General features: G+C 54.8%; 19 protein-coding genes and 1 tRNA gene. 12 read left to right on the top strand and 8 right to left on the bottom strand.

Annotated features, from left to right (window positions below):
* Positions 1-110: 110 nt before the first annotated feature.
* Positions 111-374 (bottom strand): hypothetical protein, encoded by a 264-nt coding sequence (locus GSF01_RS04630; RefSeq protein ID WP_159881832.1) that lies wholly within the window; start codon positions 372-374, stop codon positions 111-113.
* Between the two features lie 454 nt (positions 375-828).
* On the opposite strand from GSF01_RS04630, the gene GSF01_RS04625 reads away from it, so the two are divergent.
* A complete protein-coding gene (locus tag GSF01_RS04625) occupies positions 829-5961 on the top strand; it encodes a rhamnogalacturonan lyase family protein (protein WP_159881831.1) in 5133 nt (1710 codons plus the stop codon).
* 110 nt (positions 5962-6071) lie between these two features.
* Here the strand turns inward: GSF01_RS04625 and GSF01_RS29540 are convergent, their stop codons facing one another.
* The gene (locus tag GSF01_RS29540; RefSeq protein ID WP_235941281.1) at positions 6072-6182 is read right to left on the bottom strand and encodes a YjcZ family sporulation protein; all 111 of its coding nucleotides are present in this window, start codon (positions 6180-6182) and stop codon (positions 6072-6074) included.
* Between the two features lie 386 nt (positions 6183-6568).
* Between GSF01_RS29540 and GSF01_RS04620 the strand changes: the two genes are divergently transcribed.
* The 8 genes from GSF01_RS04620 to GSF01_RS04585 all read left to right on the top strand — a co-directional run bounded on the left by GSF01_RS04620 (position 6569) and on the right by GSF01_RS04585 (position 17643).
* Positions 6569-8788, top strand: a complete 2220-nt coding sequence (locus tag GSF01_RS04620; protein ID WP_159881830.1) for a helix-turn-helix domain-containing protein — start codon at positions 6569-6571, stop codon at positions 8786-8788.
* 403 nt (positions 8789-9191) lie between these two features.
* On the top strand, positions 9192-10796 hold the full coding sequence (locus GSF01_RS04615) for an extracellular solute-binding protein (RefSeq protein ID WP_235941280.1): 1605 nt from the start codon (positions 9192-9194) through the stop codon (positions 10794-10796).
* 84 nt (positions 10797-10880) lie between these two features.
* Positions 10881-11831 carry an ABC transporter permease gene (locus GSF01_RS04610; RefSeq protein ID WP_159881829.1) on the top strand — a complete coding sequence of 317 codons (951 nt, stop codon included), beginning with the start codon at positions 10881-10883 and terminating at the stop codon, positions 11829-11831.
* 23 nt (positions 11832-11854) lie between these two features.
* Positions 11855-12727 carry a carbohydrate ABC transporter permease gene (locus GSF01_RS04605; protein ID WP_159881828.1) on the top strand — a complete coding sequence of 291 codons (873 nt, stop codon included), beginning with the start codon at positions 11855-11857 and terminating at the stop codon, positions 12725-12727.
* Positions 12728-12898: 171 nt separating this feature from the next.
* A complete protein-coding gene (locus GSF01_RS04600) occupies positions 12899-13855 on the top strand; it encodes a sugar phosphate isomerase/epimerase family protein (RefSeq protein ID WP_235941279.1) in 957 nt (318 codons plus the stop codon).
* Complete coding sequence (locus GSF01_RS04595) at positions 13852-15594, top strand: hypothetical protein (protein WP_201305316.1); 1743 nt, start codon at positions 13852-13854, stop codon at positions 15592-15594. The genes GSF01_RS04600 and GSF01_RS04595 overlap by 4 nt, the downstream gene beginning before the upstream one ends.
* A 151-nt stretch (positions 15595-15745) precedes the next feature.
* Complete coding sequence (locus GSF01_RS04590) at positions 15746-16933, top strand: MFS transporter (protein WP_159881827.1); 1188 nt, start codon at positions 15746-15748, stop codon at positions 16931-16933.
* A 29-nt stretch (positions 16934-16962) separates the two neighbouring features.
* Entirely contained in the window at positions 16963-17643 is a 681-nt protein-coding gene (locus GSF01_RS04585) for a hypothetical protein (RefSeq protein ID WP_159881826.1), read from the top strand.
* Between the two features lie 82 nt (positions 17644-17725).
* Here the strand turns inward: GSF01_RS04585 and GSF01_RS04580 are convergent, their stop codons facing one another.
* Complete coding sequence (locus GSF01_RS04580) at positions 17726-18058, bottom strand: hypothetical protein (RefSeq protein WP_159881825.1); 333 nt, start codon at positions 18056-18058, stop codon at positions 17726-17728.
* Between the two features lie 430 nt (positions 18059-18488).
* Between GSF01_RS04580 and GSF01_RS04575 the strand changes: the two genes are divergently transcribed.
* Positions 18489-19301: a squalene/phytoene synthase family protein gene (locus GSF01_RS04575; protein ID WP_235941278.1), complete on the top strand. Its 813-nt coding sequence runs from the start codon at positions 18489-18491 to the stop codon at positions 19299-19301.
* 185 nt (positions 19302-19486) lie between these two features.
* Here the strand turns inward: GSF01_RS04575 and GSF01_RS04570 are convergent.
* The 5 genes from GSF01_RS04570 to GSF01_RS04550 all read right to left on the bottom strand — a co-directional run bounded on the left by GSF01_RS04570 (position 19487) and on the right by GSF01_RS04550 (position 23808).
* Positions 19487-19558: transfer RNA gene (locus GSF01_RS04570), tRNA-Lys, on the bottom strand.
* 193 nt (positions 19559-19751) lie between these two features.
* Positions 19752-20840: a serine hydrolase domain-containing protein gene (locus GSF01_RS04565; protein WP_159881824.1), complete on the bottom strand. Its 1089-nt coding sequence runs from the start codon at positions 20838-20840 to the stop codon at positions 19752-19754.
* 18 nt (positions 20841-20858) lie between these two features.
* The gene (locus GSF01_RS04560; protein WP_159881823.1) at positions 20859-21440 is read right to left on the bottom strand and encodes a TetR/AcrR family transcriptional regulator; all 582 of its coding nucleotides are present in this window, start codon (positions 21438-21440) and stop codon (positions 20859-20861) included.
* A gap of 869 nt (positions 21441-22309) precedes the next feature.
* A complete protein-coding gene (locus GSF01_RS04555) occupies positions 22310-22957 on the bottom strand; it encodes a transcriptional regulator (RefSeq protein WP_159881822.1) in 648 nt (215 codons plus the stop codon).
* A gap of 269 nt (positions 22958-23226) precedes the next feature.
* Positions 23227-23808: an NAD(P)H-dependent oxidoreductase gene (locus GSF01_RS04550; protein ID WP_159881821.1), complete on the bottom strand. Its 582-nt coding sequence runs from the start codon at positions 23806-23808 to the stop codon at positions 23227-23229.
* Between the two features lie 173 nt (positions 23809-23981).
* Here GSF01_RS04550 and GSF01_RS04545 point away from each other — a divergent pair, with 173 nt between their 5' ends.
* Both GSF01_RS04545 and GSF01_RS04540 read left to right on the top strand, forming a co-directional pair.
* On the top strand, positions 23982-24995 hold the full coding sequence (locus GSF01_RS04545; RefSeq protein WP_201305318.1) for an AraC family transcriptional regulator: 1014 nt from the start codon (positions 23982-23984) through the stop codon (positions 24993-24995).
* Between the two features lie 153 nt (positions 24996-25148).
* Positions 25149-26741 (top strand): glycoside hydrolase family 28 protein, encoded by a 1593-nt coding sequence (locus GSF01_RS04540; protein ID WP_159881820.1) that lies wholly within the window; start codon positions 25149-25151, stop codon positions 26739-26741.
* Positions 26742-26748: the final 7 nt, after the last annotated feature.

The raw sequence follows: 26748 nt of genomic DNA, 5'->3' as shown, positions 1-26748 counted from the left end.
CCATATAATTACCAAATGGACAAAGGCTACCTTTCGATAGGTCATCGACCTTTTGGTCCATGAACGGAATATCCTATTCAGAATAATGTGACAATTAGCTCAACTAACTTTTATGCAACGCTAGTGAATGTAATTACATTTAATAGGATTGTACCGATGAGCAGAATTGCTGGAACAGATGCGATAACACTTACGGTATCCATAAGAGCAGACCAATCCTCAGCCTTTACGCGTTCATAGAAACTACAAATACTCACCATAGAAAGAGTAACCCAATCTCTAGAACGCTTATAATATCTAGATATATTAATAGCCGGAAGAATCCATGCGACTGCTCCAAGCACGAGGCTGCCAAGATTAAGCCAAGCAATCATATCTAATTCCCCTTTTATATTCATTTTTATTCTTTCTTATTCGATGATGTATTCTCATATTTCTGTTATTAATAAACGAAATCAAGCCAAATCATGTTGCGAAAATTTTGGTCGCGATACCATTAAGGCGGTCAACAACAATGTTTAACATAGCCTTTCGAATAAAGAAAATCTCGGCCTTCCTCGCTTTTTCAGAGTTTCCTAACGTTTTCCACCCCTTAAATCAAGAAAAGACAAAGATTTTCAATAAAGTTCAATACGTTGATGGCGCTTTCAGACTGCCAAATCGGGCCTAATCAAAAAAATCCGATAGACATTCAAAATTCCCAGCAATAGGATGGCAGTAGGGGTCTGCTTCCTGGAACCATGCCCATCCTGAGGGTTCGAGGGCGAACTCCTGGCACGTGATCTTGGTACATATCTTGCTTAAATGAGAAAAGGAGTGAGACGCAACGTGAATGCACGCATGCCAAAAAGAGCGCTATCGATGCTGCTGGGACTGATGCTCATGAGTTCATCGATTCCCTCCGCAATAGGAGCCGATAGCTATGTGACGGACAGCCTTCCTTCTGTGCGGCTGGGAGGGACTGATTTTGAAGACGGCGACAAATGGGGCTTTGCGCCAGGTGGAGGAGCCACCGCCGAAGTGGCGGTAGAGGACAACGGCAACCGCTATTTGAACACGTCGGGCTCCGGCAGCGGCACCCGGGTGATTGAGAAGCCGCTTGCTCAGCCCACTAGCGATGCCTCGGTACTGGTGACCTTCGACTGGAAGCCGGGAACCGTCTCGACAGCCGCAAACTCCAGCGAAGTCTTATTCAGCGATCCGAATGGACAACCGCTGTTCCGGCTGATCAAGGAGGGGGGCACGGACGGAGTCATTCGATATGGCGTCGGAACGACGGGGACCGACCTTACCCAGACCGCCGTGGTTACGGGAGTGACCTACCAGGAGAACTGGCTGTCAGCGCAGGTTTTATTCAATTTCACAAATGAAAGCGTTTCACTTCGCCTGCAGGACAAGGACGACGCATCCCGGGTATTTGCGGGGCCGGCCCTCGATATCAGCTCGCTTAACTATGTAAACCGCCTGGCGAAGATTTCGGTCAAGGGGAACCGGGCCAGCGGCAACACGCTTGGCTTCACAGCCGGCCTGGACAATGTGCAGATCTACGGCTCCGGCGTACCGGCGCCTGTGCAGGGCGAGCAAAATATCATGTCCATCGTGACCGCCTACCCTGGACAGCTCACTGTACCGCTGGGCATAGCCAAGGAAGAGGTCATGACGAACTTTCCGACAACCGTCCAGGTCAAGCTGGAAAACGACGTTCTGGTTGACGGGGTTCCGCTGCATTGGAGCAGCGCCGACTATAACCCGAGCGAGCGGGGCACGTATACCTTCACGGGAACGCTGGATGCTAGCGGTATACCGAATGTGGCCAACGGGCGCGGCATCGCGGCCCAGGCGACGGTTAACGTTGCGGAAGCGGATCAAGCGCCGCAGATCGATGGCTACGAGAACAAGTACTATAGCGATTTCGGCGATAAGATCGCAGTGGTTCCTGCCAACTGGGGCTTTGAGACAGCCAATGCGACTTTGTCGATTCATAAGGAGGATCTGGGCGGCAACGGAACCCCTAAGCTGCAATACAGCATCGTGAACCAGAGCGGGGGACGCGTAGCGAGCAAAAGCTTCAAGCCAGCGGTGAAAGGCAGCCGCATCCTGCTTGTCTTCGACTGGTATCCGGGCAAGGTCAATGACAAAGGCGACCGGGCTCAGGAGAACGGCGGCGAGGTCCGGATTTTGGACAGCGCTAACAATACCGTTTTCACGGTGAATACGACCAATCATGCTCCATTGACCTACTATGCTGGCGGCCGGACCGAGACGGCGGCGCCTACCGGCATGACCAATCAGCAGACCTGGTATAAGGTCGAGGTAGACTTTGACATCATCCGGAATGAAGCAACGCTCAAGCTTACCGACCGGGCGGACGGCCGCAGCGAAACGCATACGGTTTCCCTGGCAGGCATTGCCTTCGACGGGTCCGTGGCCGGAGTCAGGCTGGGTGGAGTCCGGACCTCCGGGAATAACATAACGTGGACGACGTATGTGGACAATTTCGGCGTCTATCATGTGCCGATCCCGGCAAATACGATCATCAAGGCAGACAAACTTCCTTATCACCGGGTATATGTCCATGAAACAACTGAGGATATCGCTTCGATCGGATTGCCTCAGAAGGTTAATGTGACGCTGGCCGACAACAGCGAGGTGGAAGCCGCCATCAGCGAATGGACCCCGGTCGGCAAGCCATGGACTCCAGCGGAACCGGGCGTTTATGAGTTTCAGGGGAAACTGGCCGAATCGATCGGCCTCGCCAACAGCTTTGACCGCACCGCTTCGATCTATGTCTACAACCGGCTGGCTCCGCCCGATACGGCGCGTCAAACCGAATGGCTCGACCGGGGCTTGATCGCCCTCAAGTCGGAGACAGGCACGTTTGTCAGCTGGCGGTTGCTGGCGGATGAATATGCCGGAGACATCCGGTTTAACCTGTATCGCAACGGAACGCTGCTTAATTCGCAGCCTCTGCAAGTGACCAACTACGCTGACCCCGAAGGAAAGCCAGGCGACACTTACCGGGTCGACACGGTCATTCAAGGGGTTGCCCGGGAACGTAACGAGACGAAGGCTGCGGAAACCGACTATCTGTCGATTCCGATGCAAAAGCCTGAGGGCGGCGTTACAGCTTCGGGAGCCTATACGTATAGCGTGAATGACGCAAGCGTAGGGGATCTGGACGGGGACGGCCAGTATGAGGTGCTGGTCAAATGGTATCCTTCCAATGCCATCGACAGCTCGCAGCAGGCTATGACGGGACCGACGATTTTCGATGCCTACCGTCTGGACGGTACGCTCTTGTGGCGGATGAATATGGGGCTGAATTTGACTTCCGGCGCTCACTATCATCAGTTTATCGTGGCAGACTTCGATGGAGACGGGAAGAGCGAGTTTCTTATCAAAACAGCGGATGCCACGACGGTATACGGAACCACAAACGGCGTGTTCGACAGCAGCAAGGTGATCAGCGTCATCGGCAATGCGGACGACAACGGCAAGTGGGTGAACGACCAGGGTCATATCTTCGGCGGACCTGAATATATAACGGTATTCAAGGGAGAGACCGGAGAAGTCATCGATACGGTCGACTATGCATTCCCGCTCGGGGATGTCGCTTCTTGGGGAGATACCTGGCATAACCGCTCCGACCGATTCCTGGCAGGTCTTGCCTATCTCGACGGAGTGAAGCCTAGCGCCGTATACGGCAGGGGCTATTACGAGCGCACGACTTATGCCGCTTACAGCCTTGTGGACGGCAAGCTTCACCTGGAATGGACGTTCGATTCGGCTGTAGAAGGCAAAGGAGGCGGCCTCGGCTACCATAGCTTGGCGACCGGAGACGTGGATAATGACGGCTTCGATGAGATTATAGCCGGATCTCTGGTGCTGGATCAGGATGGCTCGATTCTGTATATGATGGATGGCGACAAGGGGCGCGAGAAGGGCTCTCACGGAGATGCGCTTCATGTGGGCGCGTTCGATCCAGATCGCGAAGGACTCCACGTTATCGGGGTGCATGAGGATCCGGCCGTCGCTTCCCTGGAGTATCACGATGGCGCTACAGGAGAAACCCTTCAATCGTTCTATGCCTACGTGGATGCAGGCAGGGGACTCGCGGCGAATATTACGTCACGCCCCGGTTATGAGTTCTGGGGAACGGCGGGTCCGAATGCAGCCACTGGCGGAGGTATCTATAATGTTCAAAACGGCGCTATCGCCGACAGCTTCCGAGCTGCGGGTCTTTCCGTTAACTTTGCCCTCTATTGGGATGGAGACCTGCTGCATGAATTGCTCGATCAAACCTCGATTACGAAGTATAACGAAGTGACAGGAGCGGCGGAGCTTCTCAAACGCTTCGAAGGAGTAACCAGCAATAACGGCACGAAAGCCACCCCTACCTTGCAGGCGGATATACTGGGGGATTGGCGCGAAGAAGTGCTGCTGCCGGCCACGGACAGCTCCGAGCTGCGCATCTACAGCACGACGATTCCGACGGAATACCGGATGTATACGTTGATGCACGATACCGTCTATCGGATGGGGATCGCTTGGCAGAATACGGCCTACAACCAGCCTCCGCACCTCGGATTCTATCTCGGCGAGGATATCCGGGATACCGTTCTGGCCGGAAAGCTAAAGGCGCCGCGTGTGGCTTATACGAATAAACCCGCAGCGTCAAGGCCTGACTCGGGTGGCGGCGAGACGGATCCGGACTCCGGTAACGGCGGTTCCGGCTCTGGCTCCGGGTCTGGATCTGGATCTGGGTCAAGCGTACCGCAGGCTCCAGCCGAAGTGTCCGCCCGGAATGACGGCTCTGCCGCTTTAGCTGTGAAGGGAACGCTCCATCCAGACACGCAAAAACTGGAAGGCATAGTCGAGCGGGAGGCGTTTGATCAAGCCTTGAAGCAGGCTAAGGCGGATTCCAAGGGAAGCAAGCGGATCGTCGTGGAATTGGCAGGAGAAGCTTCGGCTTACTCGGTAAAGCTTCCGGCCACTGCGGTCAGCTCTCCGTCGGGACAGCATCTTCTGACGATTGCTAGTCAACTGGGAAGCTTCACGCTGCCCGCTCATATGCTGGGCCAGGACGGACTGAAGCCCGAGGATGTCGTTGAATTTGAATTTGCTGCTGCAAAACCGGATGCGACTGCGGGCGATAGACTGACCATTCAGCTAAAGATCAAGGTCAATGGGGTCGAGAAGCGTTGGCAGCATGCGGACGCCGCAGTCCATGTTTCGCTTCCTTATGTACCGGCGGGAGGCGAAGTCAGCGGTCATGAGCATCTGGCTGTCATCTATATCGATGGGCAAGGCAGCCGCATCCCCGTCACTAACGGACGCTACCGTCCTGAGACGGGTACCGTAGAGTTTACAACCCGTCATTTCAGCACCTTCGCCGTTTCTTTTGTCCGTAAGACCTTTACGGATTTGGACTCCTATGCATGGGCCCAGAAGGAAATTGAGGTGCTGGCCTCCAAAGGGGTGGTAGAAGGGACATCGGAAGCGGAGCGGACCTTTGCTCCAGGTAAGGATGTTTCCCGAGCGGACTACATGCTGCTGCTCGTGAAAACGCTTGGTCTGCATGCGGATGCCGATAGCCAGTTTGCGGATGTTAGGCCCGGGGACTACTACTATGAGGCCGTAGGCATAGCGAAGAAGCTGGGGATCGCCCAAGGGCAAGGGAACAATGAGTTCCAGCCGCACGCCGCCATCTCCCGCCAGGATATGATGGTGTTGACGGACAGAGCGATGGGACTGGCGGATGCCGGCTGGAAGCATGCAGGCGCTTCGGCATTGGACGCTTATCTCGATCAGGACGATCTGGCGGACTACGCCCGGCAGGCCGCAGCGTCCTTGACGGACCGGCAAATCATCAGGGGAGCGGACGGTAAGCTGAACCCGCTCGGCCACACTACCCGGGCGGAGGCAGCCGTCCTCTTGTACCGGCTTTACAACTGGAAATAAGGGAGGGAGGCAAGCTCGCTAAGGGAGCATATCGCAAAAGACAAGCAGCCGTACGGAGAAACTCCGTACGGCTGCTTGTCGCTTAGCGAGCTCAAATCAACATACTCAGCTTAGATGAAGGTTCTGAGAATGATGACCAAAAGGATGAAAAGCACGAGAACTATCGCAGTCGTCGTTCCAAAACCGCCACAACTTGCGCCGACTCCACCAACGAAACCCATAGGATCGCCTCCCTTCCTCTTCAGCTTCTGTATGGTATGAGAACAGGGAACCAATGGATTGGGCAAGCGGGAAAAAACTTGAAGTAGATCACCGCGTAGTGTACTATAAGGTTAAGCGCTTAATCGACTTGGGGCCAGCTAAGGCTTCGCCTACTCTTCGTTATCTAGACGGCAGTCCGGATTGCGCTAGTAGCAAGTGACCGTCCGGGTTTCATCGGGCGGTCTTTTGCGCAGGAGGGGGAGCAGCGCGTCTCATGCCCGTCTACCCCGTAATACGGTCCCCAATGCTTGTTACGAGTAGTATTCTGAAGGCTCGCGTAGTAAGATAGGGTAATCACGGATCTATATGGGCATAGCGTACTATGGCAGTCAGGACGGTGGATTCCATGAACAACAAGTGGTATAAGCAGCTCCTTCTCTCGTATTTTCCTGTATTTTTGATTGCCATTTCCTCGATTCTGTTCATCTCCTTTTTACTGGTCTCGGAAGTATCCAAAAAAGAAGCCGAGAAGGCGAATGCTATCTCCTCCCGGTACGTGGTGAACTCGGTGGAAGCTTCCTTGCGGGACATTGAGCAAACGTTGCTTAAGGAGCTCGCTACCAACCCCAATGTCAGAGAGTTTTTTATCGCCCAATCGGGCCAGGACCCGAGGCTCGTTCAGTACATGCTTTCGGGTGACGCCAAAAATCTGATGACGAATCATTATCTGATTCACTCCTTGTATTTTTATAGGTTCAGCGACGGGTTAGTTTTGACGCACGGATCGGCGGAGCCCCTCGAACGGTTCGCCGACAAGGCATTTATAGAACAAGAAAGAGCCGCTTCCCCGCGGATGAAATGGTCCTCGCCCCGAATGCTCAACGGGTTTGCTATTGACTCGGAAGAAAGCGTTATTACGATGAGCAAGAGAGCGCTTCTCCCCTTCGGAAACCAGGGGCTCGTCGTGATCAATGTAAGGGTGGATACGCTGCTGCAGGCGGTGGACGATTGGGTGGATGGCCAGCTTTCCTTTATGGACATCCGGGATCAGGAGACGATCATCTACCCGGGGAGCAGGTTCGGCGGAGGGCGTGCGGAAGCGAACTCCAAGGTGATGAGCGAGATCCATTCGGACTACCTCGGCTGGACGTTTACTAGCGGCATCAAGGCCGGACAATTATTCGGCTGGGTATCTGTCGTGTCGTATGTGTGGATCGTTCTTGGGATAGCGATCCTGCTGCTCTGCATTATATACCTGGTGTACATTACGAAGAGAAACTACAAGCCGCTCGAGCTCATAGTAAAGCGCTTGCAGGATTATCAAAACCGGAATCTGCTGCCGGGCAAATCAGATAAGGATGAATTTTCCTTTATCGATAAGGCGCTGGAGGGCCTGATTGACCAGACGAGCAAGTTCGAGAAGCAATTTCAAGAAGATCTGCTTGTACACAGGCGGCAGCTTTATCACGAGCTGGTCAGCGGAGATAAGAAAATAACAGAGCAGGAATGGAGGGCCCGCACGGCCCGGCTGCATCTGCCATCCGCTTACAAGCATCTGGTTGCGGCTGTTGCCGAGATCGACGATTACCCCGAATTTCTTGAACAGTACTCGGAACGGGATCAGCAGCTCCTCAAGTTCGTCCTGACGAATGTGATCCACGAGTTTGCCCAGGAAGAAAGCTTGTCCATCTGGACGGAGTGGATCAACAGCGAACGGCTGGGGCTGATCGTTATGATGCAGGACGAACCGATGCTCGAGCCGCTTGCCCGGCTGAATGAGGCCTTTCGCACCTGGGTGGAGTCGAACCTCAAGTTCTCCATATCTATCGGGATGGGTCAGGCCGTAGAGGACTTGTCCGGTCTGCGCGTCTCTTATCTCCAGGCGCTGTTTCCTCTGGAGCACAAGCTGACGATGGGCGGCAATCGCGCAATCACCTATTCCGGGCCCGTAGAAGGGACTTGGAGGGGGGCCTATCAATATTACCAGCAGGTTCCGTTGCTGCTGCAGTACTTCAGGATGGCGAATCCGAGATGGTCCGAGGTGCTGCGCGATCTTTTCGACCATATCCATAAAGACCTGATGGATGACAAGGAAATCCGCAGTCTGATGGATTATATGCATCACATGCTGAACCGCGAGCTGGAGGAGCTGCCCGAAGAGGTGGGCCGGGCTTGGGACAGGGGCCGAGAGGAGCTGCGGCTTCAGATGCGGAGAGCCGGGTCGGTCGAAGACTTGTTCGGGGTGCTGGAGCTGCGGCTGAATGAATTGTACGGCCAGTATATGGCGGTGAGGGACTCCAGAAGCCAGACGGTCATGCTGGAGGAGATGAAAGCCTATATCGAGGCCAATTACTCGAACCCGGATCTGTCGCTGAACCATCTCAGCGAGAAATTCGAGATCAATCCGAAATACGCCAGTCAGCTGTTTAAAGAACGATTCGGGATGAAGTTTGTGGATTTCCTCGTTCAGCTCCGGATGGAGGAGGCCAAGCGGCTGCTGCTGGAGACAGATAGCTCCATCCAGGAGATCGCTTATAAGGTCGGCTATACCCATGGCATTTCCTTTGGCCGGTCCTTTAAAAAGGTAATCGGTGCGACCCCGGGGGATTACCGTAAACTGATGTAAGCGGCAGCATGCAGGGGCGGCGGGAAGGCAGGCTGAGGGCATACATGCCCTTGGCCTTTTGCGCGCTCCCGCGTACTCGCTCGGGGACCGGTGCAGCCGCACCGCCCGGCCGCCCGTAGCGTCCGAAGAAGCCGAACGGAATTCGGTTTGTGGTCTGAAAAGAGTTGGGGGGAGCGAAAAGGCTTCAATTAGGAATCCGGTTGGCGGAGCGGAATCCGGTTCGGACGTTCACATGGCGTCTTCCGGCATTCGGTTGGTCCGGTGGAATCTTGTTGATTGCCGCCTGCCGGATTCATGGGGTATAACCAGGTTGTGCCCGGAACAACGACAGAAGCAAACGATGGGATCCCATGCATCGGCCGGGCAAACGAAGGATTCATTTCCAAAAAGGAGAGGGTTCAAGTTGAAAAAACAAACATGGAACAAGCTGGTTGCGCTTTCCCTTACAACAGCACTGGCCTGGGGCACGCTAGCAGGATGTGCGACCAGCGAACCGCAAACCGGGGGAAGCACCCCTGAAGCGAAGAAGAAAGATCCCGTGACCTTGAAAGTTGAAATATTCGACCGCGGCAATGCGCCGTCTGGCCAATCGGCAACCGATAATTACTGGACCAAATGGATGCAGGAAAAGTTTGCTACTCCTAATAATATTAAGCTCGAGTATGTGCCGGTCCCGCGGGCCCAGGAGGTACAGAAGCTGAACGTGCTGATGGCGAGCGGCGGCGATGCCCCGGATATCGTGTTCACCTATGACAGCAATCTGGTCAATAACTATGTGCAGCAGGGCGGACTTGCGGACATTGGACAGGCGCTTGACGAGCATGGAAAAAATTTGAAAGCGTTTTTAGGAGAGGACACTCTGGCCTACGGCAAATTCAACGGCGTGCAGTATGCGATCCCGGCTCGAAGGGTCAACCTGGGCAAGTATGCGTCCTATGTTCGCCAGGATTGGCTGGAAGCGCTGAATATGCCGGTTCCGAAGAACACGGAAGAAGTATACGCAACCTTAAAGGCGTTCAAGGAAAAGGACCCGGGCAAAGTGGGCAAGGATCTGATTCCGCTTGGTCTGGCGCTTGCAGCGGCATCGGTCGAACCGATCATCTGGCCGTTCATCAAGAAGGATTTGACCGAGGAAGAGAAGTACACGCTGCGGATGCAGCTCGGCTCCAACGATTATGCGGTTCTGACGCCTGGACATAAAGAAGCCGTACAATTCATGAACAAGCTGTATAACGAGGGACTGGTGAGCCCGGACTTCGCCTTGGATAAGGATAAGAAGAAGATGAATCAGGACATCATGACCGGCAAGGTGGGGATGTTCAGCGAGGATTCGGTCAATCCGCTGCAGGCTTCCCCAGGCGTCTACAAGGTGCTGCAGACGAATGTGAAGGGCGCCAAGCTGCTTCCGATCGATCCGTTCGCAGGCGCTGACGGCAAGCATACCAAGCCCAAATATATGCCGGCCGGGATGTATATCATGATTCCGAAGTCGAGCAAGAATGTGAAGGAAGCGATTCAGTATCTGGACTTTATGGCCCAGAAGGATAACTACTTCACGATCATGAACGGCGAAGAAGGTAAAAATTACAAGATGGAGGATGGGGTTCCGGTTCGGATCGACAGCCAGGAGACGAAGGATAGAATGTTTATCGGCGGCGACTTCATGATCATCAGCAACGGGCAGGATCTGGGCGACGAGGCCAAAAATTCAACCCTCGCCATCAAATCGCTGCCGCCGGAATATGCGAAGGAAGGCGAGCTGGCCCGCCAGATCTCGCTGACGGATACCGAGCCTCAGGTACGCTTCCCGCGTCCTATCCAGGCCGAAGTGAAGTACGGCAGCAGCTTGGTGGATAAATACTATGAGCTGATCGTGAAGTCCATGCTGGCTAAGCCGGCCGACTTCGACAAGACGTACGAGCAGAGCTTGAAGGATTTCATGAACAGCGGCGGCCAGGAAATCGCCAACGAGCGTAAGGCGGCTTATCAGGAAATGAAGAAAAAATAAGGAATCTCCCCTGGGCGCTTCAGCGGATAAGCATATGGAATAGGGCCGCTTAAGCGCCCGCCCGGGGGCAAGGAGGGGAAGCGCATGGACGCAGCAGCGGCTACGCAGGCAGCGGGGACCAAGGCGCGGAAGAGCGCCTTTAAGGTGTACATGCGGCGAAATTGGCAGTTGTATGCCTTGCTCATCTTACCAATCGTCTATTTTCTGATCTTCAAGTACGGACCGATGTACGGTGTGACGATCGCATTCAAGAAGTTCAATTTGTTCCAGGGCATCAATCAAAGTCCGTGGGCAGGCCTGGATACGTTCCGGGAAATTTTCCGGATGCGGGAGTTTTACGTCGCTCTGCGCAATACGCTGATGCTTAATTTTCTCGATCTGATCTTCTCGTTCCCGGCTCCTATTGTGCTGGCGATCATGCTCAATGAGCTCAGGAGCGCGCTGTATAAAAAGCTGTCCCAGACGATTTTATACTTGCCTCATTTCATTTCCTGGGTCATTGTCGGCGGGATCGTATACCAGGTTTTCGCGACCAAGTCGGGGATGGTCAACACGCTGTTGAATCAGGTTGGCCTGGAATCGATACCGTGGCTGTCCGACAAGCACTATTGGCTGATTACTTACCTGGCTACAGGAGTGTGGCATAGCGCAGGCTGGGGGACGATCATTTACCTGGCCGCACTGACCGGGGTTAACAAGGAGCTCTACGAAGCCGCAGAGGTGGATGGAGCCGGCCGGTTGACCAAGATCCGTTATATCACGCTGCCGGGAATCAAGCCGACGATTGTTGTCCTGCTGATCCTGAAGCTGGGAGAGCTCGTCCAGATCGGCTTCGAGCGGCCCTTCGTGCTCGGCAACGTGTCGGTCAGCGAATATTCGGAGGTGCTTAGTACGTTCGTGTTTAAAATGGGGCTTCAATCCGCCCAATATTCGCTGGCTACCGGGGTCGGCTTCTTCCAGGCGGCCGTTGGTCTTGTCTTTATCCTGAGCGCCAACTACTTCGCCAAGAAAACGACCGATCAGGGTATTCTCTGACATCGGGAGAAAGGAATCTGCTTATGCGAGTCTCAACCAATGACCGTGTGATCGATATCGCCATCCAGGTGTTTATCGCGATTGTGCTGGCTCTATGCCTCATCCCGTTTCTGCATATCGCTTCGATCTCGCTCAGCTCGAACCGGGCGATCATGTCGGGGGATGTGACCATTTTTCCTATCGAGATCAGTCTGGAGGCGTACCGGAAGGTGCTGGGCGATATATCGATGCTCAAGTCGATGGGCTATACGATTACGCTGACCGCGATATTTACGCTGGCCTGCATGCTGATGACGATGATGGCCGCGTATCCGTTGACCAAGTCGTATCTGAAGGGCAAGAAGTTTTTTATGGTGCTGATCGTCATTACGATGTTTTTCAGCGGCGGGATCATCCCGGAATACATTCTGATGAAGGAGCTTAATCTGCTTAATTCCATGTGGGCGCTCATCCTGCCTCTCCTCATCAGTCCGTTTAACCTGATTATTCTGATCAACTTTTTCCAATCGATCCCGGCCAGCTTGCACGAATCGGCCGAGATGGACGGCGCCAGCCATGTAAGGGTGCTCACCCAGATTGTCATTCCGCTGTCGATGCCGGTCATCGCCACACTAAGCTTGTTCTATGCGGTCAACCGCTGGAACGGCTTTATGGACTCGCTGTTTTATATCAGCAACCCGAAGATGTATCCGCTGCAGCTCAAGCTGTACCAGCTTATCATGAACAATACGATCAATGACCTGATGCAGCTCGAAGGGACGCAGGTCGTCCAGTTTTTACCGGAAAGCCTGAAGGCGGCAAGCGTCATGTTCGCCACCGTTCCGATCCTGCTTATCTATCCATGGCTGCAGCGCTATTTTGTATCCGGGATCATGCTGGGCGCGGTAAAGGGCTAATGAGAAAGAACGGCTACGCATGCAAAGTCTCCTTGGGAGAGGGAGCCCCATTATAGAAGCGCCCGGCTCGGCCCGTGCCAGGAGGTGTGACCGAACCGGAAGGGGTCCTCTCCAAGGGCAGCCGCGCCCGGCGCTGTTTGGCATAGTTTTAAGGTGAAGGAGTTGTGTAAAGTGGCCACGGACAAAGGTGAATATTCGTTTTCCACCTGCTGGAACATCAAGCGGCATCAGACGGGCAGCAGCATGATCCGCGAGATCAAAGAGCTGGGCTTCCGGCGGGTGGAGCTGAACTATAACGTAACGGAGGAGCTGCTCGCTACCATCGAGCCGATGATCGCAAGCGGGGAGATTGGGGTGTCGAGCGTGCATAATACGTTCCCCCATGTATCCGACCCGGATTACGGTACCGACTCGGTGCTGCTCGGCTTCGAGGACGAGGAGAAGAGGAGCCGCTCCATCGCGCTGCTGAACCGTTCGCTGGATTATGCGGATCGGTATGGCGCGGAAGCGGTAGTGGTCCATCCGGGCGAGGTGCCCTTCGAGGACAATATCGATGCCCGGTTGAAGAAGCTGTATCGCGAGGAGGGCAAGGACTCGGCCGCTTATCAGAGCTTGTGGCGAGAGATGCTGGACAGACGAGAGCAGCTGAGTCCGTTATATGTTCGGCGCATCAGCGAAAGTCTGGAGCAGGTATGCGAGTATGCGGCTGCCAAGGGCTATAAGCTCGCGATCGGCATCGAAACGCGTTCCCGCTGCTATCAGATGCCGACGCCCCGGGAAGCGAAGACGATTATCGACGGGCTGAAGGGAGCGCCGGTCCACCTGTGGTATGACTTCGGGCATGCGATGATGATGGACCGGATGGGGCTGTATGACAGCGTGAAGGACGCGCGCGAGCTGAAGGAGTATATTTACGGCATTCATATCCACGAGACGGTCGGGTTGTCCGATCATTACTGTCCGTATGTGCACAGCGGGACGGACGTATTCGACGATTATCTGGACATCGTGCGCGACGCTCCGCTGAAGGTGTATGAGCTGAAGGCGAGCTGCCTGCCTGAAGAGATCGAGGAAAGTCATCGGCTTTTGCAGCAAAAATTGGCCGGGCTGGGCGAGGTGGCGAGATGAACGATCCGATCTATGCAAAGCTGGTCCATATGAATGACGCCCACGTACGCGAAGCGCTGAGCAAGCAGGTGACCGATCCGGGGAGCCGCCATCGAGGCGGGATTGTCCACGACATGACTGGGCTGCCAAGTCCGACCCACGGAGGCACCGGAAGCTCTATGGCCGCTATGGCGGCGGCTTTGCTGAACCCGGACTCCCAGTGGTACCGGGACTCGGAGCTGGCGGCCCGGCTTGAGCTGGCGGCCGACTATATGCTGCTCCGCCAGCATGAGGACGGCACGATCTCGCTCGGCTCGACCAATTATCATTCGCCGCCGGACACGGGCTTCGTGGTGACGGGCTTCGGCCAGCTGTATCGGCTGCTTGAGCGGGAGGACTGGCCGGCAGTCGGCGGCTCCCGGGCGAAGGTCAAGCTGTTCCTGGAGCGGGCCGTGCCGGCGATGCTGACCGGAGGCTGCCATACCCCCAACCACCGCTGGGTCATGACCTCGGCGCTTGGCTGGCTCTACGACATCTTCGGAGACGAAGCGCTGGCCGCGCGTGCCGACGAGTGGCTGGCCGAGGGGATGGACTGCACGGAGGATGGGGAATGGACCGAGCGCAGCCATGGCATCTACAACACGGTGAACGATATAATGCTCTATCATACGGCAGGTCTGCTTGGCAAAAGCGAGCTGCTGGAGCCGGTCCGCCGCAACCTGAGGATGATGGCGTACCTCGTCCATCCGAACGGCGATGTCGTCACCGAGTATTCGGGACGCCAGGACTTCGGCCAGCGGGCGGATTTATCGGAATACTTCCTCATCTACCGGCTGATGGCGGCGCTCGATCAGGACCCGCTCTTCGCCTCGATGTCCGATCTCGCAGGCACGCATCTGTCCAGGCTCGGCCCGGTAAACAACCACGTGATGCTCGGCTGCTTGCTCTATCCCGAGACGAGGCTGGAGACGCTGAGCCGCGTGTCCTTGCCGGTGTCGTACACGAAGATCATCAACGAGCATCATCCGGTGGAGGCCGACCTCGAGAGCAGGAAGAGCGTAGGGCATCATGACCGAATCGAGCACAGCTCGATGCATCTGTCATTCGGCTCGCCGGTCGTGAGGCTGCGCGACGGGGAGCTAAGCGCCACGATCGTGACGCGGGCTCCGTCCTTCTTCTCGCTGCGGCACGGCGAGGTTCATCTGGCCGGAACACAGCTGTTTACGTCGTTCACGCCTGGGCTTGTTCAGATGGAGCATTTCGAGAAGCATCCGGATGGCGGCTATACGCTGAGCGCCGGAATGGAGAAGGGCTACTATGGCCCCTTGCCGAAGGATCTGCTCCCCCCTTCGGCGGGGAGGAGCATCAGTCCTTGGTACCTGCTTCCTCATCATCAGCGGCCGGTTACTCATCTGCAGAAGCATGCGGTCCGCGCCGAGCTCACACCCGGAGCGGAGGAATGGCGCATGAGGCTGTCGGCAGACGATCTGGAGGATGTGTTTACACAGGTAGCCTTCTCCTTCGGTATCGATACGCACTTAACCGGAGATGGTCTGGAGCGAATCGGAGAGCAAGTTTATTTCTGGAAGGGCGGAGAGCTAACCTGTGAGGCTGGAGGCTCGCGCCTGGTTCTCGACGGAGGGGCTCATGACCACCGCTTGCGGATGATCCGCGTTGAGCCGGCGCAGCCCGGACTGCAGACGGTGCTGGTGAATCTGTTAACTCCGCTGGATCATTTGTTTACGCTTCAGCTTCAATGAACCGCAGGGCGGAAGTAGTGCGCGGGGGGCATAGCCTGACCCGCTGCACGGCTGTCCGCCCAGTGTTAGGGCCGGTCTGCAGGGGCTTTGAGGCCGGCAGACGACGAAAGCCGCAAGCTGAGGGCGCAGGAAGAGAAAGCCGGGGGCTAAGATGAGAACTGACCCAAGCAAGTACTCCATGCATCTTTATATTTTCGTGTTCTATATGACGCAAGGCGCCTTTAACCCTTATCTAAGCTATTGGTTTGCCGGGCAAGGGCTGGATAACAAGCAAATCGGCCTGCTGTTCTCCGTCGGGCCGGTGCTGGGGCTATTTATCCAACCGCTCTGGGGCATGCTTTGCGACCGGTACCGGCTGGAGCGCGTCATCCTGATTTTGTCCACGGTGCTGGCCCCGGTTTTTGCCTACGGCTATCTGGCCGCTGGTCCTAGATTTGCCGTCTATATGCTCGCCGCTTGGGGACTTGCGCTGACTTATTCGGCCATGTCGCCGATCGGAGAGGCGCTGACGGTGCGGCATGCCGAGAAGCATGGCTTCAGCTATGGCGGCATCCGCATGCTGGGCTCGATCAGCTTCGCGCTGACTTCGACGGGGATGGGGATGCTCTATGCGAGAGGCGGGCTCGTCCAGATGTTCTCGGTCTATGCAGGCCTGATGGCTCTCCTGCTGGTCACCCTGCTGTTCATGGAGAAGCGGCCCGGGATAGAGGCAAGGAAGCGGACCGGCTCGCTCCTGAGCGGCATCCGGCCGTTCCTCGCGCAGAGAAGGCTTTTATTGTTCCTCCTGCTCGTCTTCGGCATTTCCCTTGGGTCAGCGGCTAATAATGTATTTTTCCCGGTCTATGTCGGAGAGATGGGCGAAGGCGCCGCCGCGCGCATCGGGCTGCTGAATACGATAGCGGCTTTGTCGGAGCTTCCGTTATTTTTACTGGCGGGGCGGTTGATTGCGCGTTTCGGTCCGTTCCTGCTTCTGACCCTTGTCGGGACGGCCGCCTCGCTTCGCTGGCTGTTGCTCTCGACAGAGCCTCCGTTCTGGCTGCTCGCCACAGGACAACTGCTTCACGGCGTTACTTTTGCTTTATTTATGACGATCGGCATCCGGTATATGCATGAGACCAGCCCTCCGCAGCTCGGCACAACCGCGCAGACGCTATTCGCCGTAGTTAGCGCGAACCTGGCCATGCTGGTGGCGAGCAATACGGGCGGCTGGCTGATTGACAGCTACGGGTTCCCGCCGCTGTACCGGATTACAGCCGGAATCAGTATGGCGTGCGCCATCGGCTTCGCCCTGATGCTTCGCGGACAGCGCAGGCAATCTGCCCTAGGGGCAACAGGATGATTCTTCGCAGGGAAAGGAAGCAAGGACAAATGAAGGATATTGAGCTGCTGCTGACGGCCAAGCGGTATGCGCCCGCTCTGCAGCTGGACATCGCGGAGCCCTTTGAACCGATCAGGGCGGGGATTACGTTCCTGGACCGGCCTGGGGACTCGCCTTCCTTCAATCGGAGGATCGAATTCGATCCCGAGCAGGTCAAAGGAGTGCTCGAATACGCCGTATATTGGGATTATGACATCCAGCACCTGTACGACTTGGAGCATGTGTGGATCTTCCTCGGACATCAGGGCGAGATCGTTCGTTGCGAGGCCAGCTTTCATGGCAAATATTTGCTGGGTCTGCTGCCCGACCGCAGCAATATCGAGCAGGATATGCATGTTCGCCTGCTGGTGCAAGCCGGCAAGCATGCCTTCTCCCCGATGCCGGAGCTCTTCCGGCTGCTGCCGGATGTTCCGGCGTGCTGCCAGGAGCGGGCAGGGGAAGAGGGGGTGCTCGTACCGCGCATGTTCGAGAACCTATATCCAGCGGACGATCGGCTGCACCGTTTGGCGAAGCGGCATCTGCAAGCCTTTCGCTTCCAGCCCTTGCACCGGTATCGGCCGTACACATGGGCAGAGGATGCGATGGTGCCATGGCCGCAGCTGCAGCAGGAAATTCCGGTGCGGATGAACCGGCTCCTTCGGCGTCTTGAGGACGAGGAGGCCGCCCGATAGCAAGCCGATTTATTTTTAACGAAAAAAGCCCCGATCCGGGGCTTTTCGTAATTAGGCCAACCAGTTAGCGGGCTGGCCTTTTTCATTGCGCATAATCCGACCAATCTTCCTTGTGCTTATGGTCTTTGGCCTGTTCCTCTTGCATGCATTCCTTTTCCTCAAAGTTAGCGAATAAATGCTCCAGCTCCGCGATTTTGTCGCCTCGCTGCGTTTCTAACAGCTCCATATGTACAATAATGGATTCGAGGGCGAGGGTAAGCAGAGAAGGTACAAGCGTCATTTCTCTTTTTAATAAATCAAGCTTCGTTTCGATTTGATAAATATGATGCTGGATCATATCGAATTTCGTTTTCGTTTCCGAGCATTTCATAGCTTTTTCATATAAATAGGGATCGACGATTAAAAACTTGGACATGGCAGATGATCTCCCTTATGGTAAAGCGAATATGAAGATATCCAATGCGATGGGATGAAGTGTGATGGCAGCTGAATACCGGCCTGAAGCCTGCTGATGGACTTATGGACCTATGAATCTCGGCCTCCTCAACATATGTATTTTTTATAAATAATACCATTATTCGACATCAATAGTCAATTAATTCAAGATTTATAGAGTAGGGTAGGCGCTCGTTCCGCTTTTTCTTCAAATGCTGAATCATTTGTTTTCAAAGGATGGGAAATGATTTAAAAGATAGAAGAAGGAAACGGAAAGGCGGTGTCCCGAAATATATTTGCATTGTCAAGGGTTTCGTAGGAAAATGGATAGAAGAGTTCAATACCTAGCCATTCAGGGCGTCATGCAGCATGCGCATCGTTCTGAACGACAACTAAAGCAAATGGAGTGAATGATTATCAAAGCTATGAGCGAAGCGCTGAACATGTTGAAGAAAACGAGCCGAACCTTTTATATCCCCATCTCCCGCCTCGACCCGGGCTTGAAGGAAGCGGTCACGGCCGCCTACTTGTGCATGCGGGCTATTGACGAGATTGAAGACCGGCCGGAGCTCGACGACCCTACCAAGATCAAGCTCCTCTCCGAGATTCGCGATATTCTTCCGACTTCCCGCGTCTCCGCTTCGGTCCAAGAGCTGCTGGCCCCTTACCAAGGAAAGCTGCCGGAGGTTTCGCTGCAGCTGCATAAATGGATCGAGCTATGTCCGCCTGGGACCGTCGAGACGGTATGCCGGTATACCTCCAGGATGGCCGGGGATATGGCCGAGTGGGTGGACAGGCAGTGGAGCATCGAAACGGAAGAAGATCTGGACGGGTACACCTACAGCGTAGCGGGAATGGTGGGCGAGCTGTTGTCCGAGCTGTGGGTATGGGACGATCGGGAGATCAAGGCGGATCCCATCAAAGCCGTAGCCTTCGGCCGGGGGCTGCAAGCGGTGAACATCCTGCGCAACCGCAAGGAAGACTTGGAGCGCGGCGTCGACTTTTACCCGAACGGCTGGGGGAAAGAGGAGATGCTGCGCTACACGCAGCGCAACCTGCAGCTGGCCGATGAGTATGTTTCCGAGCTGAAGCCGGGCCCGGCCTTGCAGTTCTGTAAGCTTCCGCTGGCGCTTGCCCATGCAACGGCCAAGCTGATCCGTGCGGGCGGCAATAAGCTGAGCAGAGCCGACGTACTGAGCATTGTCAGCCGCGCGACAGGCTGAGCAGGCGGCGGATGATGCGAAGCGGGCCGCGCCTTCTAGCTCTTATTTTGGCGGAGCCTTGGGAGGCCGAACACGTTCCTGGGAAGGAGCGTGTTTTGTCCTGCCTAGAATCAAGCGGCGGCGATAGAGTTGAAGTCGGAGAAGAGCATAAAAAAACATCCGTGAAATCACGGATGTTTTAGGTATAGGCCCGGTGGGGGTCGAACCCACAACCTACCGGTTAAGAGCCGGTTGCTCTGCCATTGAGCTACGGACCTTCAGTGAAAGTTTCCTTCGGTGGAAGAATGCTTGTCTCTTTCGACCTCATTTACTTTATCATAACATATCGCAAATTTCAACATTTTTTTTCGAAAACTGCTAAAGCTTCTGGAGGGAAAGCCGTCGGTCGGTGGCATAAGCTGTGCATCGTTATTAGCTTGACCGGAGCGCGGCGGCTCTATACAAGGGAATTTAGCCCGCACATTTATGAAGCTGTCCAATGACATGAAGCATAAGTCTTATTCCTTTTTGATGATAACGAAAATGATTTAAGCTCCCGATGATGTATGTATCCAGGGCCGGATGGTAAAACATAAAAGAACCGGTCGAGCCCGCATTTCCCCACACCTGATATTTGGCCGGCATGATCAAGGGCACATGCTTGAACATCATAACACCGTAGCCGTAATCAATTCCCGGAAAAAATCTTCCGCAATCCTTCTTCATGAGTTCGATGGTAGAAGCTGCAAGGAGCCGGTGATGAACCAAGGCTTTCATGAAGACGTGCATATCCTGAGAGGTAGAAACTAGTCCTCCGCCGGCGTACAGCAGGCTCAAGCTGTTGTAATCGGTAATATTCGTATTGCGTACATACAAATGGGCCAAAGGATATTCGCTTCTCTCTATAGGCTCCTTGCGAAAAAAACTGGAATGCTTCATCCCGAGAGGTTCGAATAGATAATGATGAAGCGCTTCGTGGAACGGGCGGGCCGTTACGTTCTCGATGATCAATCCAAGCAGATGGTAGCCCGTATCCGTATAATGAAACCCTTGGCCGGGAGGGAAATGGGCCTTGAGATGAGCCTTGGACCATTCGATCATCGCCTGAGGAGTCCAGAGACGAGAAGGTTCGCCCAGCAGGAGGTCGAGGATGGATTTACCCTGCTTGGGCTTATCCTCCAGGAAGCAGGGCAGGCCTGACTTGTGGTTCAATAGATGCTTAATTCGGATGTCATGCGTATAGTCGGTTCCTTTGTGGACATGCAGGCGGTCTAGCAGGCCCGAGTCCAGATACTTGGAGATAGGATCTTCGTAAGACAGCAATCCCTGCTCGAACAGCATGCCGATCAGAACCGAGGTAAACAGCTTGCTTACACTGGCCATACAATAAGGCTGACGGGCATGGGCGGGCATGCCGCCGGTAGTGCCCTCGGCAAGCTCCAGCCGGATGCCGAGCTTGTCGGATTGAACCAGCAGGTAGGCATTGTGCAGGTTCGCATTTTTTTGGACGAGTCTGCGGAAATGTGCTTCTATGGACGCTTGCGCTTGTTCGGTTTTCATGGAGTCACCTTCCTGTGCTTAGATGATGGACTTGTTGTTTTTATGCATACGCGCGGCTGTGATGATATCCTTGCCCGTGCTTTCCAGAAGCTTGATCAGCTTCTCCTCATCCGCTTCCTCGGGAAGAAGCCCGTTGACATCCATGACGGATATCCCCATTTGAAATACTTGCATTTTGAAAAAAATATCCATGAGCTCCTCGTCCGTGAACCCAACCAGCTCCGGCGCTTGCTTCATCTGGTCGATCAGGCTGCCCGGAGGCTGCTGGACGTCTTTCACAAATCGGTTCGTGTTCATGACCAGATCCTTAAAAAGCACGGGGTACTGTCTGGCAAACTTCAAACTGGCGATGCCGATATTGAGGAACGGATCGGGGCTGTAAGCCGTCATCAGCATCTGCTGGGAAAGCCGCTGGATGTAGGTCAGCACTTCCTGCTTGACTTCCTCCACATCGGTAAAATTGACATAGATGGGGGCGATCGAGCTCCCTAGCTTCGCGGCAATTTTTCTTATGGTGATATGATCGATCCCCTCTTCCCTGGCGACTTCAAAAGCGGCGGAAACGATCGATTCCTTGGTAAACTTTGTCTTGGGTGCCATTGGTCACTCCTTAATGGATTATGGATATCATATAATATATATCAAGTGATATATTATCTCTATTATATTGGTTTTTATTAGTTTGTAAAGCTTTATTCCGGCGATTACGGGGGAGCATCTCCGTTGACGGGCGATGACCTAGAGGGCGGAGGCCCTCCGTATAGCTAATCGGAAGGCTCCCGGCAGAGACGAACGGTGAACGTTGTCGGAGAGGGCGTTTCGGAGGGAAGTCGGAGTGCATCGGGGGTGTTCGGAAGCGATCCGGAATACGGTTGGTTGCAGTTCGGAGGTGGCGGTTCGGAGTACGTTTGGGAGTGTGGGTTTAGAAGGCGGTCGGAAGGCAGCGGGGGGCGACTCAGAAGCGATTCGGAATGCGGTTGGGAGTGGGGTTGAGAGTGCGGTTGAGAGTGCGGTTGCGAGTGTGGTTCAGAAGGCGATTCGCTGTTCGGTTCGGAGGGCGATTCACAACGGTCACGGGACGGACCCCAGAGTCGTTATAGTGCCCAGAATCCCCGAATCCACCAGTTTACGGACCTGGATGCTGCTATGGGCACATAAATCGTCTGGTGAGTACGATCATGGCCTGATTAACGGCTCCTCAGTCCGCAACTCCGCAAAAAGGGCGGAGGAGGGGCTTATAGCGGCTCTGAAGTCCATTAGATCTCTCCAGTACTCTGGCTATATAGTCGATCCGGTACTTTCGCTAAATAGTTGCTCCAGCACGCTATATAGATTGCTCCGTACTCCGCCCACCCGCTCCTTCTCCACTCCTGTTCCTTCACTACGCAGGCATGCTGAAGGAATTCCCGGTGACGATCGAGATCACTCCAGCAAATAACAGGGAGTCCGTAGCTGTATCCGTTGTCAACTTACAGTCTCAACTGGTACAAGCGATACCGCACATTTCCGCTCGTCACGAATAACAATTGCTGCTCCACCAAATGATGCAAGACTCGCCGGGCATGCCGGTCCGTGATCCTAAGGTGCCGGGCAAGCTCCATGGGTGGAAAGGGCCGCAATAAACGCCGTGCAAAACGCAAAGCCTCAGCCTCTAACCATGACAGCTGCGAAGACACATCCGTGGTTAAGAATTTCCCAATAAAGGAGAGAACGAGTTGCTGGCATTGCTTCGGCTCATCTTTAATAGAGAGATAGGCAATAGGAAGGAAAATCCAACCGTCGAGGGAAAGCAAACAATGCCTCATGCACAAATCTTTAAACCGCTTTACATCCAGGTCTCTGGCGTGAGACCCATATCCCTGAATTTCGATACCGCCCTTTGCCCCGCCTGGCATATAGGCAAGGTCCAGATAGCGGTAGCCATTGTTGAAATCCCGCACTTCCCACTCGGGAAATAGATGATCGAAATTTCCTACAGCGGGAAACCATACCGAACGAAGAAATTCTATCGTTCCATGGCCGAGTCCATTCTCAAGCAACTCGCGCCTTCTGGGGCTTCGTTCATTCGAGATCTGAGCATGAATCCATTCCTCGTATTGTTGTTGAAACCGCACCATACGTACACCCTCTCCTTGTTTGTTAGTAGATGCGCTGAAACACAAAAGCCGCTTTGATCCCCAACACCATCTTTTACAATGGAGTTAAGGTTCAAAGCGGCATGTGCTTCACGACCGACTTTATGATGCAAGTATACCTGTATGGAGACAAGACAGCAATGTCCAACCGGGTTAATCCGATCAAGGAATCCAACCGAGTCATTCAACCGGATAATCACTCCCGGTAGCGTAAGATTCCCCCACAAGGTTTCCCTAACGACCCTCTCGCATTAGGCTAACTTGGACCCGAGCCGTCTCGCGTGGTCCAGCCACTTGGCACGGAGCACATCCGATGACGGCCTGACGGGGCCGATCTCCGTAACGCGAATGGGCGCGATTCCGCAAAATTTCAATATATTTCGTTTCATCACCTGATGCCCGGCCTGCTTGTATATCCATCGGTTATACCAGGAAGGGGTGTCCGATGTGACGATCAGGCGAGCGGATTTGCCGCTCAAGAGCTTATCCCAGAGCGATGAATGCTCGCGATATTTGAAAGCGAAGCCGGGTAAAAAGACGCGGTCGAAAAACCCTTTGAGGATGGCCGGCATCGTGCCCCACCAGGTCGGATACACAAATACCAGATGATCGGCCCACTTGATCAGGGCCTGCGCCTCTTTCAGCTCTTCCTCCAGCTCCGTTCTTTGGCGGTATCCGTATCGGAGGTTCTGGTCGAAGGTGAGCTTGCTAAGGTCTATCTCCCGGATTTGGGCGCCGCTCCCCGAGGCGCCTTCGATGTAGGCGCGAGCCAAGGCCGAGCAGTAGCTTTGTGAATCGGGATGACCGATGATTACGAGAATACGGGAACTCATGTCATTCTCCTCCTTATGAATTAAGCGCTTTGATTTTTGTGATATATTGGTGGTGTTAGGCTACAACTAGCATAGAACGATAGCCTGCGAAAGTGAATGATCAATCGCGCAGTCCCATTGTTGATTTGCGCAAAGGAGGAGTAAGCCTGAACACTCAAGGAATCGCGATCTCCATGGTCTATCCTGTCATGAAGACCATTGTACATAAAGGGTATGATACGGAGCAGTTTTGCCGCTATGCCTCGTTTGACGCCCGTCTTTTGCAAGATGTAGAGGCCCGCATTGCCGGGGAAGAATTGGAGCGCTTGATGATCGCAGCTGCGGAGTACACGCAAGACGAGCATTTTGGCTTGCATCAGGGGCAGATTATGGAGTTCGCCGATATGGGGGTTCTCGGGTACGTCATGATGCATTCCAGAACAGTTGCCGACGCCTTGGCGGCTTACCAGAGATACAATATGATCCTGTGCAGCGGCTTTAATCTGGACTGGGTAGTGCGAGGGGACGAGGTCACGATCCGGTTATTCCTGCAACAGGCCGGGGACAGGCATATGTCGCGCCATTGTGTGGAGGACATGGCCAGCTCGCTGTATCGCTTGATCGGCAGGCTCAGCAACAAGCTGGCGCCGCTGACAGACCTTCGCTTTGCTCATGACGAGCCCAAAGACACAGCTCCCTACTTGTCCGTCTTCGGGAGAATGCCTAGGTTCGGCGGGGATGAAGCGGCTCTGAGCATGAGCAAGGGCGTGTTGGACTACCCCGTCCTGTATTCCGATCCCAAACTGCTTGCTGTATTCGAGTCCATAGCGAAGGAAACCAGGGATGAGCTGACCCGGACCAGCAGCTTGTCGGACCAAGTTATGCAATGGATGAAGGCAAGCTTTCCGTCCTTTTTCCCCACTGTGCAGCAAACGGCTGAATTTTTCGGAACAAGCACCCGGACCTTGCAGAATAGATTGAAGGAAGAGAACACTTCCTATCAAGAACTGTCAGCAGCGTTCCGCAAAGAACTAGCGATGGGTTACTTGAGGAAACCGGAATATTCTGTCGGGGAGATTGCCTATGTTCTGCATTTTTCAGAGCCGAGTTCCTTTCAGAATGCATTCAAAAGGTGGACGGGTTTAACGCCGGGGCAGTATCGGGACAAGCTGAGAAAAGAACCCTACTCGTTCCGGAATATGTCTTGAGCAGATGCCGGAGCGCTTCAACAAGGTCTCCTAAATGACAAATATGTAGAATAAGTATAGATTCGGGCAACAATCTTGCAAGATAATGAGATCATACATGCTATATAATGGGAGGCATACTTAGCAGCTAGAGAACTGGAAGGAGAGCATGGGATGACGCAAAATGAAGCTTCGACTGAGAAGAAACGGGGCATGCCGGAAGTACTGCTGCCGGAGATCCCGGCGCGCGAGGTGCGGCTGAGCGATTTCGGCGGCAAGGGAGATGGCTTGACGGATAATTCCGAAGCCTTCCGCCGCGCGATCCAGGCATTGGACGAGCAGGGGGGAGGCCGCTTGGTCATTCCCCCCGGCTTGTGGAAGACTGGGCCGCTCAAGCTCGTAAGCCGGCTGGAGCTGCATGCGGAAGCGGGCGCTACGATTCTGTTTAGCGAGAGATTCGAGGATTACCCTGTCATCGTCTCCACCTTCGAAGGCGAGCCGTCGATCCGCTGCCAGTCTCCGCTGGATGCGGAGAACGCGGAACATATCGCGATTACGGGGCAGGGGATTTTCGACGGAGGCGGGCAAGCCTGGCGGCCGGTGAAACGGTTCAAGATGACGGATATCCAGTGGGGCAAGCTCGTTCGCTCAGGAGGCGTGGTGGACCGGGATGCGGGGATCTGGTGGCCGTCGGACGAGGCCATGCAAGGCGCTGCACTTGTCGCCGATCTGAAGAAGGCGGGCAACACGTCGCCGGAAGCCTATGAAGCGGCCCGTGCTTATCTGCGGCCGAATCTGCTGAGCTTCCGCCGCTGCAAGCGCATACTGCTGGAGGGACCGACCTTTCAAAACTCGGCGGCCTGGAACCTGCATCCATGGGGCTGCGAGCATGTTACCGTCCGGCGGGTGAATGTACGCAATCCGTGGTTCGCGCAAAATGGAGACGGCCTGGACGTAGAGTCATGCCGCTATGTGCTGGTGGAGGATTGCACCTTTGATGTGGGCGATGACGCGATCTGCCTGAAATCGGGCAAGGACGCTGCGGGTCGTGCGCTCGCTATGCCATGCGAATACGTAACTATCCGCGGATGCTGCGTGTACCATGGTCACGGCGGCTTCGTCATTGGCAGCGAAATGTCGGGCGGGGTGCGCCATATCCAGGTGTCGGACTGCACGTTCATAGGCACCGATATCGGACTCCGCTTCAAGAGCGCGCGCGGACGCGGCGGCATCGTCGAGCATATCGAGATCGAGTCCGTCCGCATGGTGGATATCGTAGGCGAAGCGATCTCCTTCCACTTGTTCTACGAGGGAGTAGAGGGATCGGGTACGGCACAGGAGCAGGCTTTTCCGGTTACGGAGGAAACGCCGGTTTTCCGGAGTATCGAGATAAGCAACGTGGATTGCTCGGGGGCGAACAAAGCTCTGATTGTGAACGGCTTGGCGGAAATGCCTCTGGAGGCCGTTACGATCCGCGGACTTCGGGGATCGTTCGAGCATGGCGTGATCTGCCACAATGTCAGGAAGCTGCGGCTGGAGGAGCTGACCTTGCAGGTGATGCAGGGGCCTCTTGTCCGATTGCATCAAAGCCAGCAGGTGGTTTTGACGGGACTTGCGGGCACAACCGCAACGGAGGAGTCGGTTATGCTGGCCGTAACGGGCAGCCGTTCGGAACAGATCGAGTGCTCGCAGATCAGAACGGAAGCGGGCTTACGCGGGGTGACTCGGGGGCAGGAAGTGTCGGAGGATAAGGTACGCATCCTGTAGAGGCGAG

The sequence above is a fragment of the Paenibacillus puerhi genome (assembly GCF_009846885.1).
GTDB lineage: Bacteria > Bacillota > Bacilli > Paenibacillales > NBRC-103111 > Paenibacillus_G > Paenibacillus_G puerhi.
Note: the sequence above shows the minus strand (reverse complement) of the source record. Positions and strands in the feature narration are given on the sequence as shown.

Coding starts and splice junctions, on each gene's coding strand:
- GSF01_RS04605 (WP_159881828.1), top strand. CDS start 11,855: ATGCGAGTCTCAACCAATGACCGTGTGATCGATATCGCCATCCAGGTG.
- GSF01_RS04575 (WP_235941278.1), top strand. CDS start 18,489: ATGATTATCAAAGCTATGAGCGAAGCGCTGAACATGTTGAAGAAAACG.
- GSF01_RS04610 (WP_159881829.1), top strand. CDS start 10,881: ATGGACGCAGCAGCGGCTACGCAGGCAGCGGGGACCAAGGCGCGGAAG.
- GSF01_RS04595 (WP_201305316.1), top strand. CDS start 13,852: ATGAACGATCCGATCTATGCAAAGCTGGTCCATATGAATGACGCCCAC.
- GSF01_RS04555 (WP_159881822.1), bottom strand. CDS start 22,957: ATGGTGCGGTTTCAACAACAATACGAGGAATGGATTCATGCTCAGATC.
- GSF01_RS04590 (WP_159881827.1), top strand. CDS start 15,746: ATGAGAACTGACCCAAGCAAGTACTCCATGCATCTTTATATTTTCGTG.
- GSF01_RS29540 (WP_235941281.1), bottom strand. CDS start 6,182: ATGGGTTTCGTTGGTGGAGTCGGCGCAAGTTGTGGCGGTTTTGGAACG.
- GSF01_RS04565 (WP_159881824.1), bottom strand. CDS start 20,840: ATGAAAACCGAACAAGCGCAAGCGTCCATAGAAGCACATTTCCGCAGA.
- GSF01_RS04560 (WP_159881823.1), bottom strand. CDS start 21,440: ATGGCACCCAAGACAAAGTTTACCAAGGAATCGATCGTTTCCGCCGCT.
- GSF01_RS04545 (WP_201305318.1), top strand. CDS start 23,982: ATGGTCTATCCTGTCATGAAGACCATTGTACATAAAGGGTATGATACG.
- GSF01_RS04620 (WP_159881830.1), top strand. CDS start 6,569: ATGAACAACAAGTGGTATAAGCAGCTCCTTCTCTCGTATTTTCCTGTA.
- GSF01_RS04630 (WP_159881832.1), bottom strand. CDS start 374: ATGATTGCTTGGCTTAATCTTGGCAGCCTCGTGCTTGGAGCAGTCGCA.
- GSF01_RS04580 (WP_159881825.1), bottom strand. CDS start 18,058: ATGTCCAAGTTTTTAATCGTCGATCCCTATTTATATGAAAAAGCTATG.
- GSF01_RS04540 (WP_159881820.1), top strand. CDS start 25,149: ATGACGCAAAATGAAGCTTCGACTGAGAAGAAACGGGGCATGCCGGAA.
- GSF01_RS04550 (WP_159881821.1), bottom strand. CDS start 23,808: ATGAGTTCCCGTATTCTCGTAATCATCGGTCATCCCGATTCACAAAGC.
- GSF01_RS04585 (WP_159881826.1), top strand. CDS start 16,963: ATGAAGGATATTGAGCTGCTGCTGACGGCCAAGCGGTATGCGCCCGCT.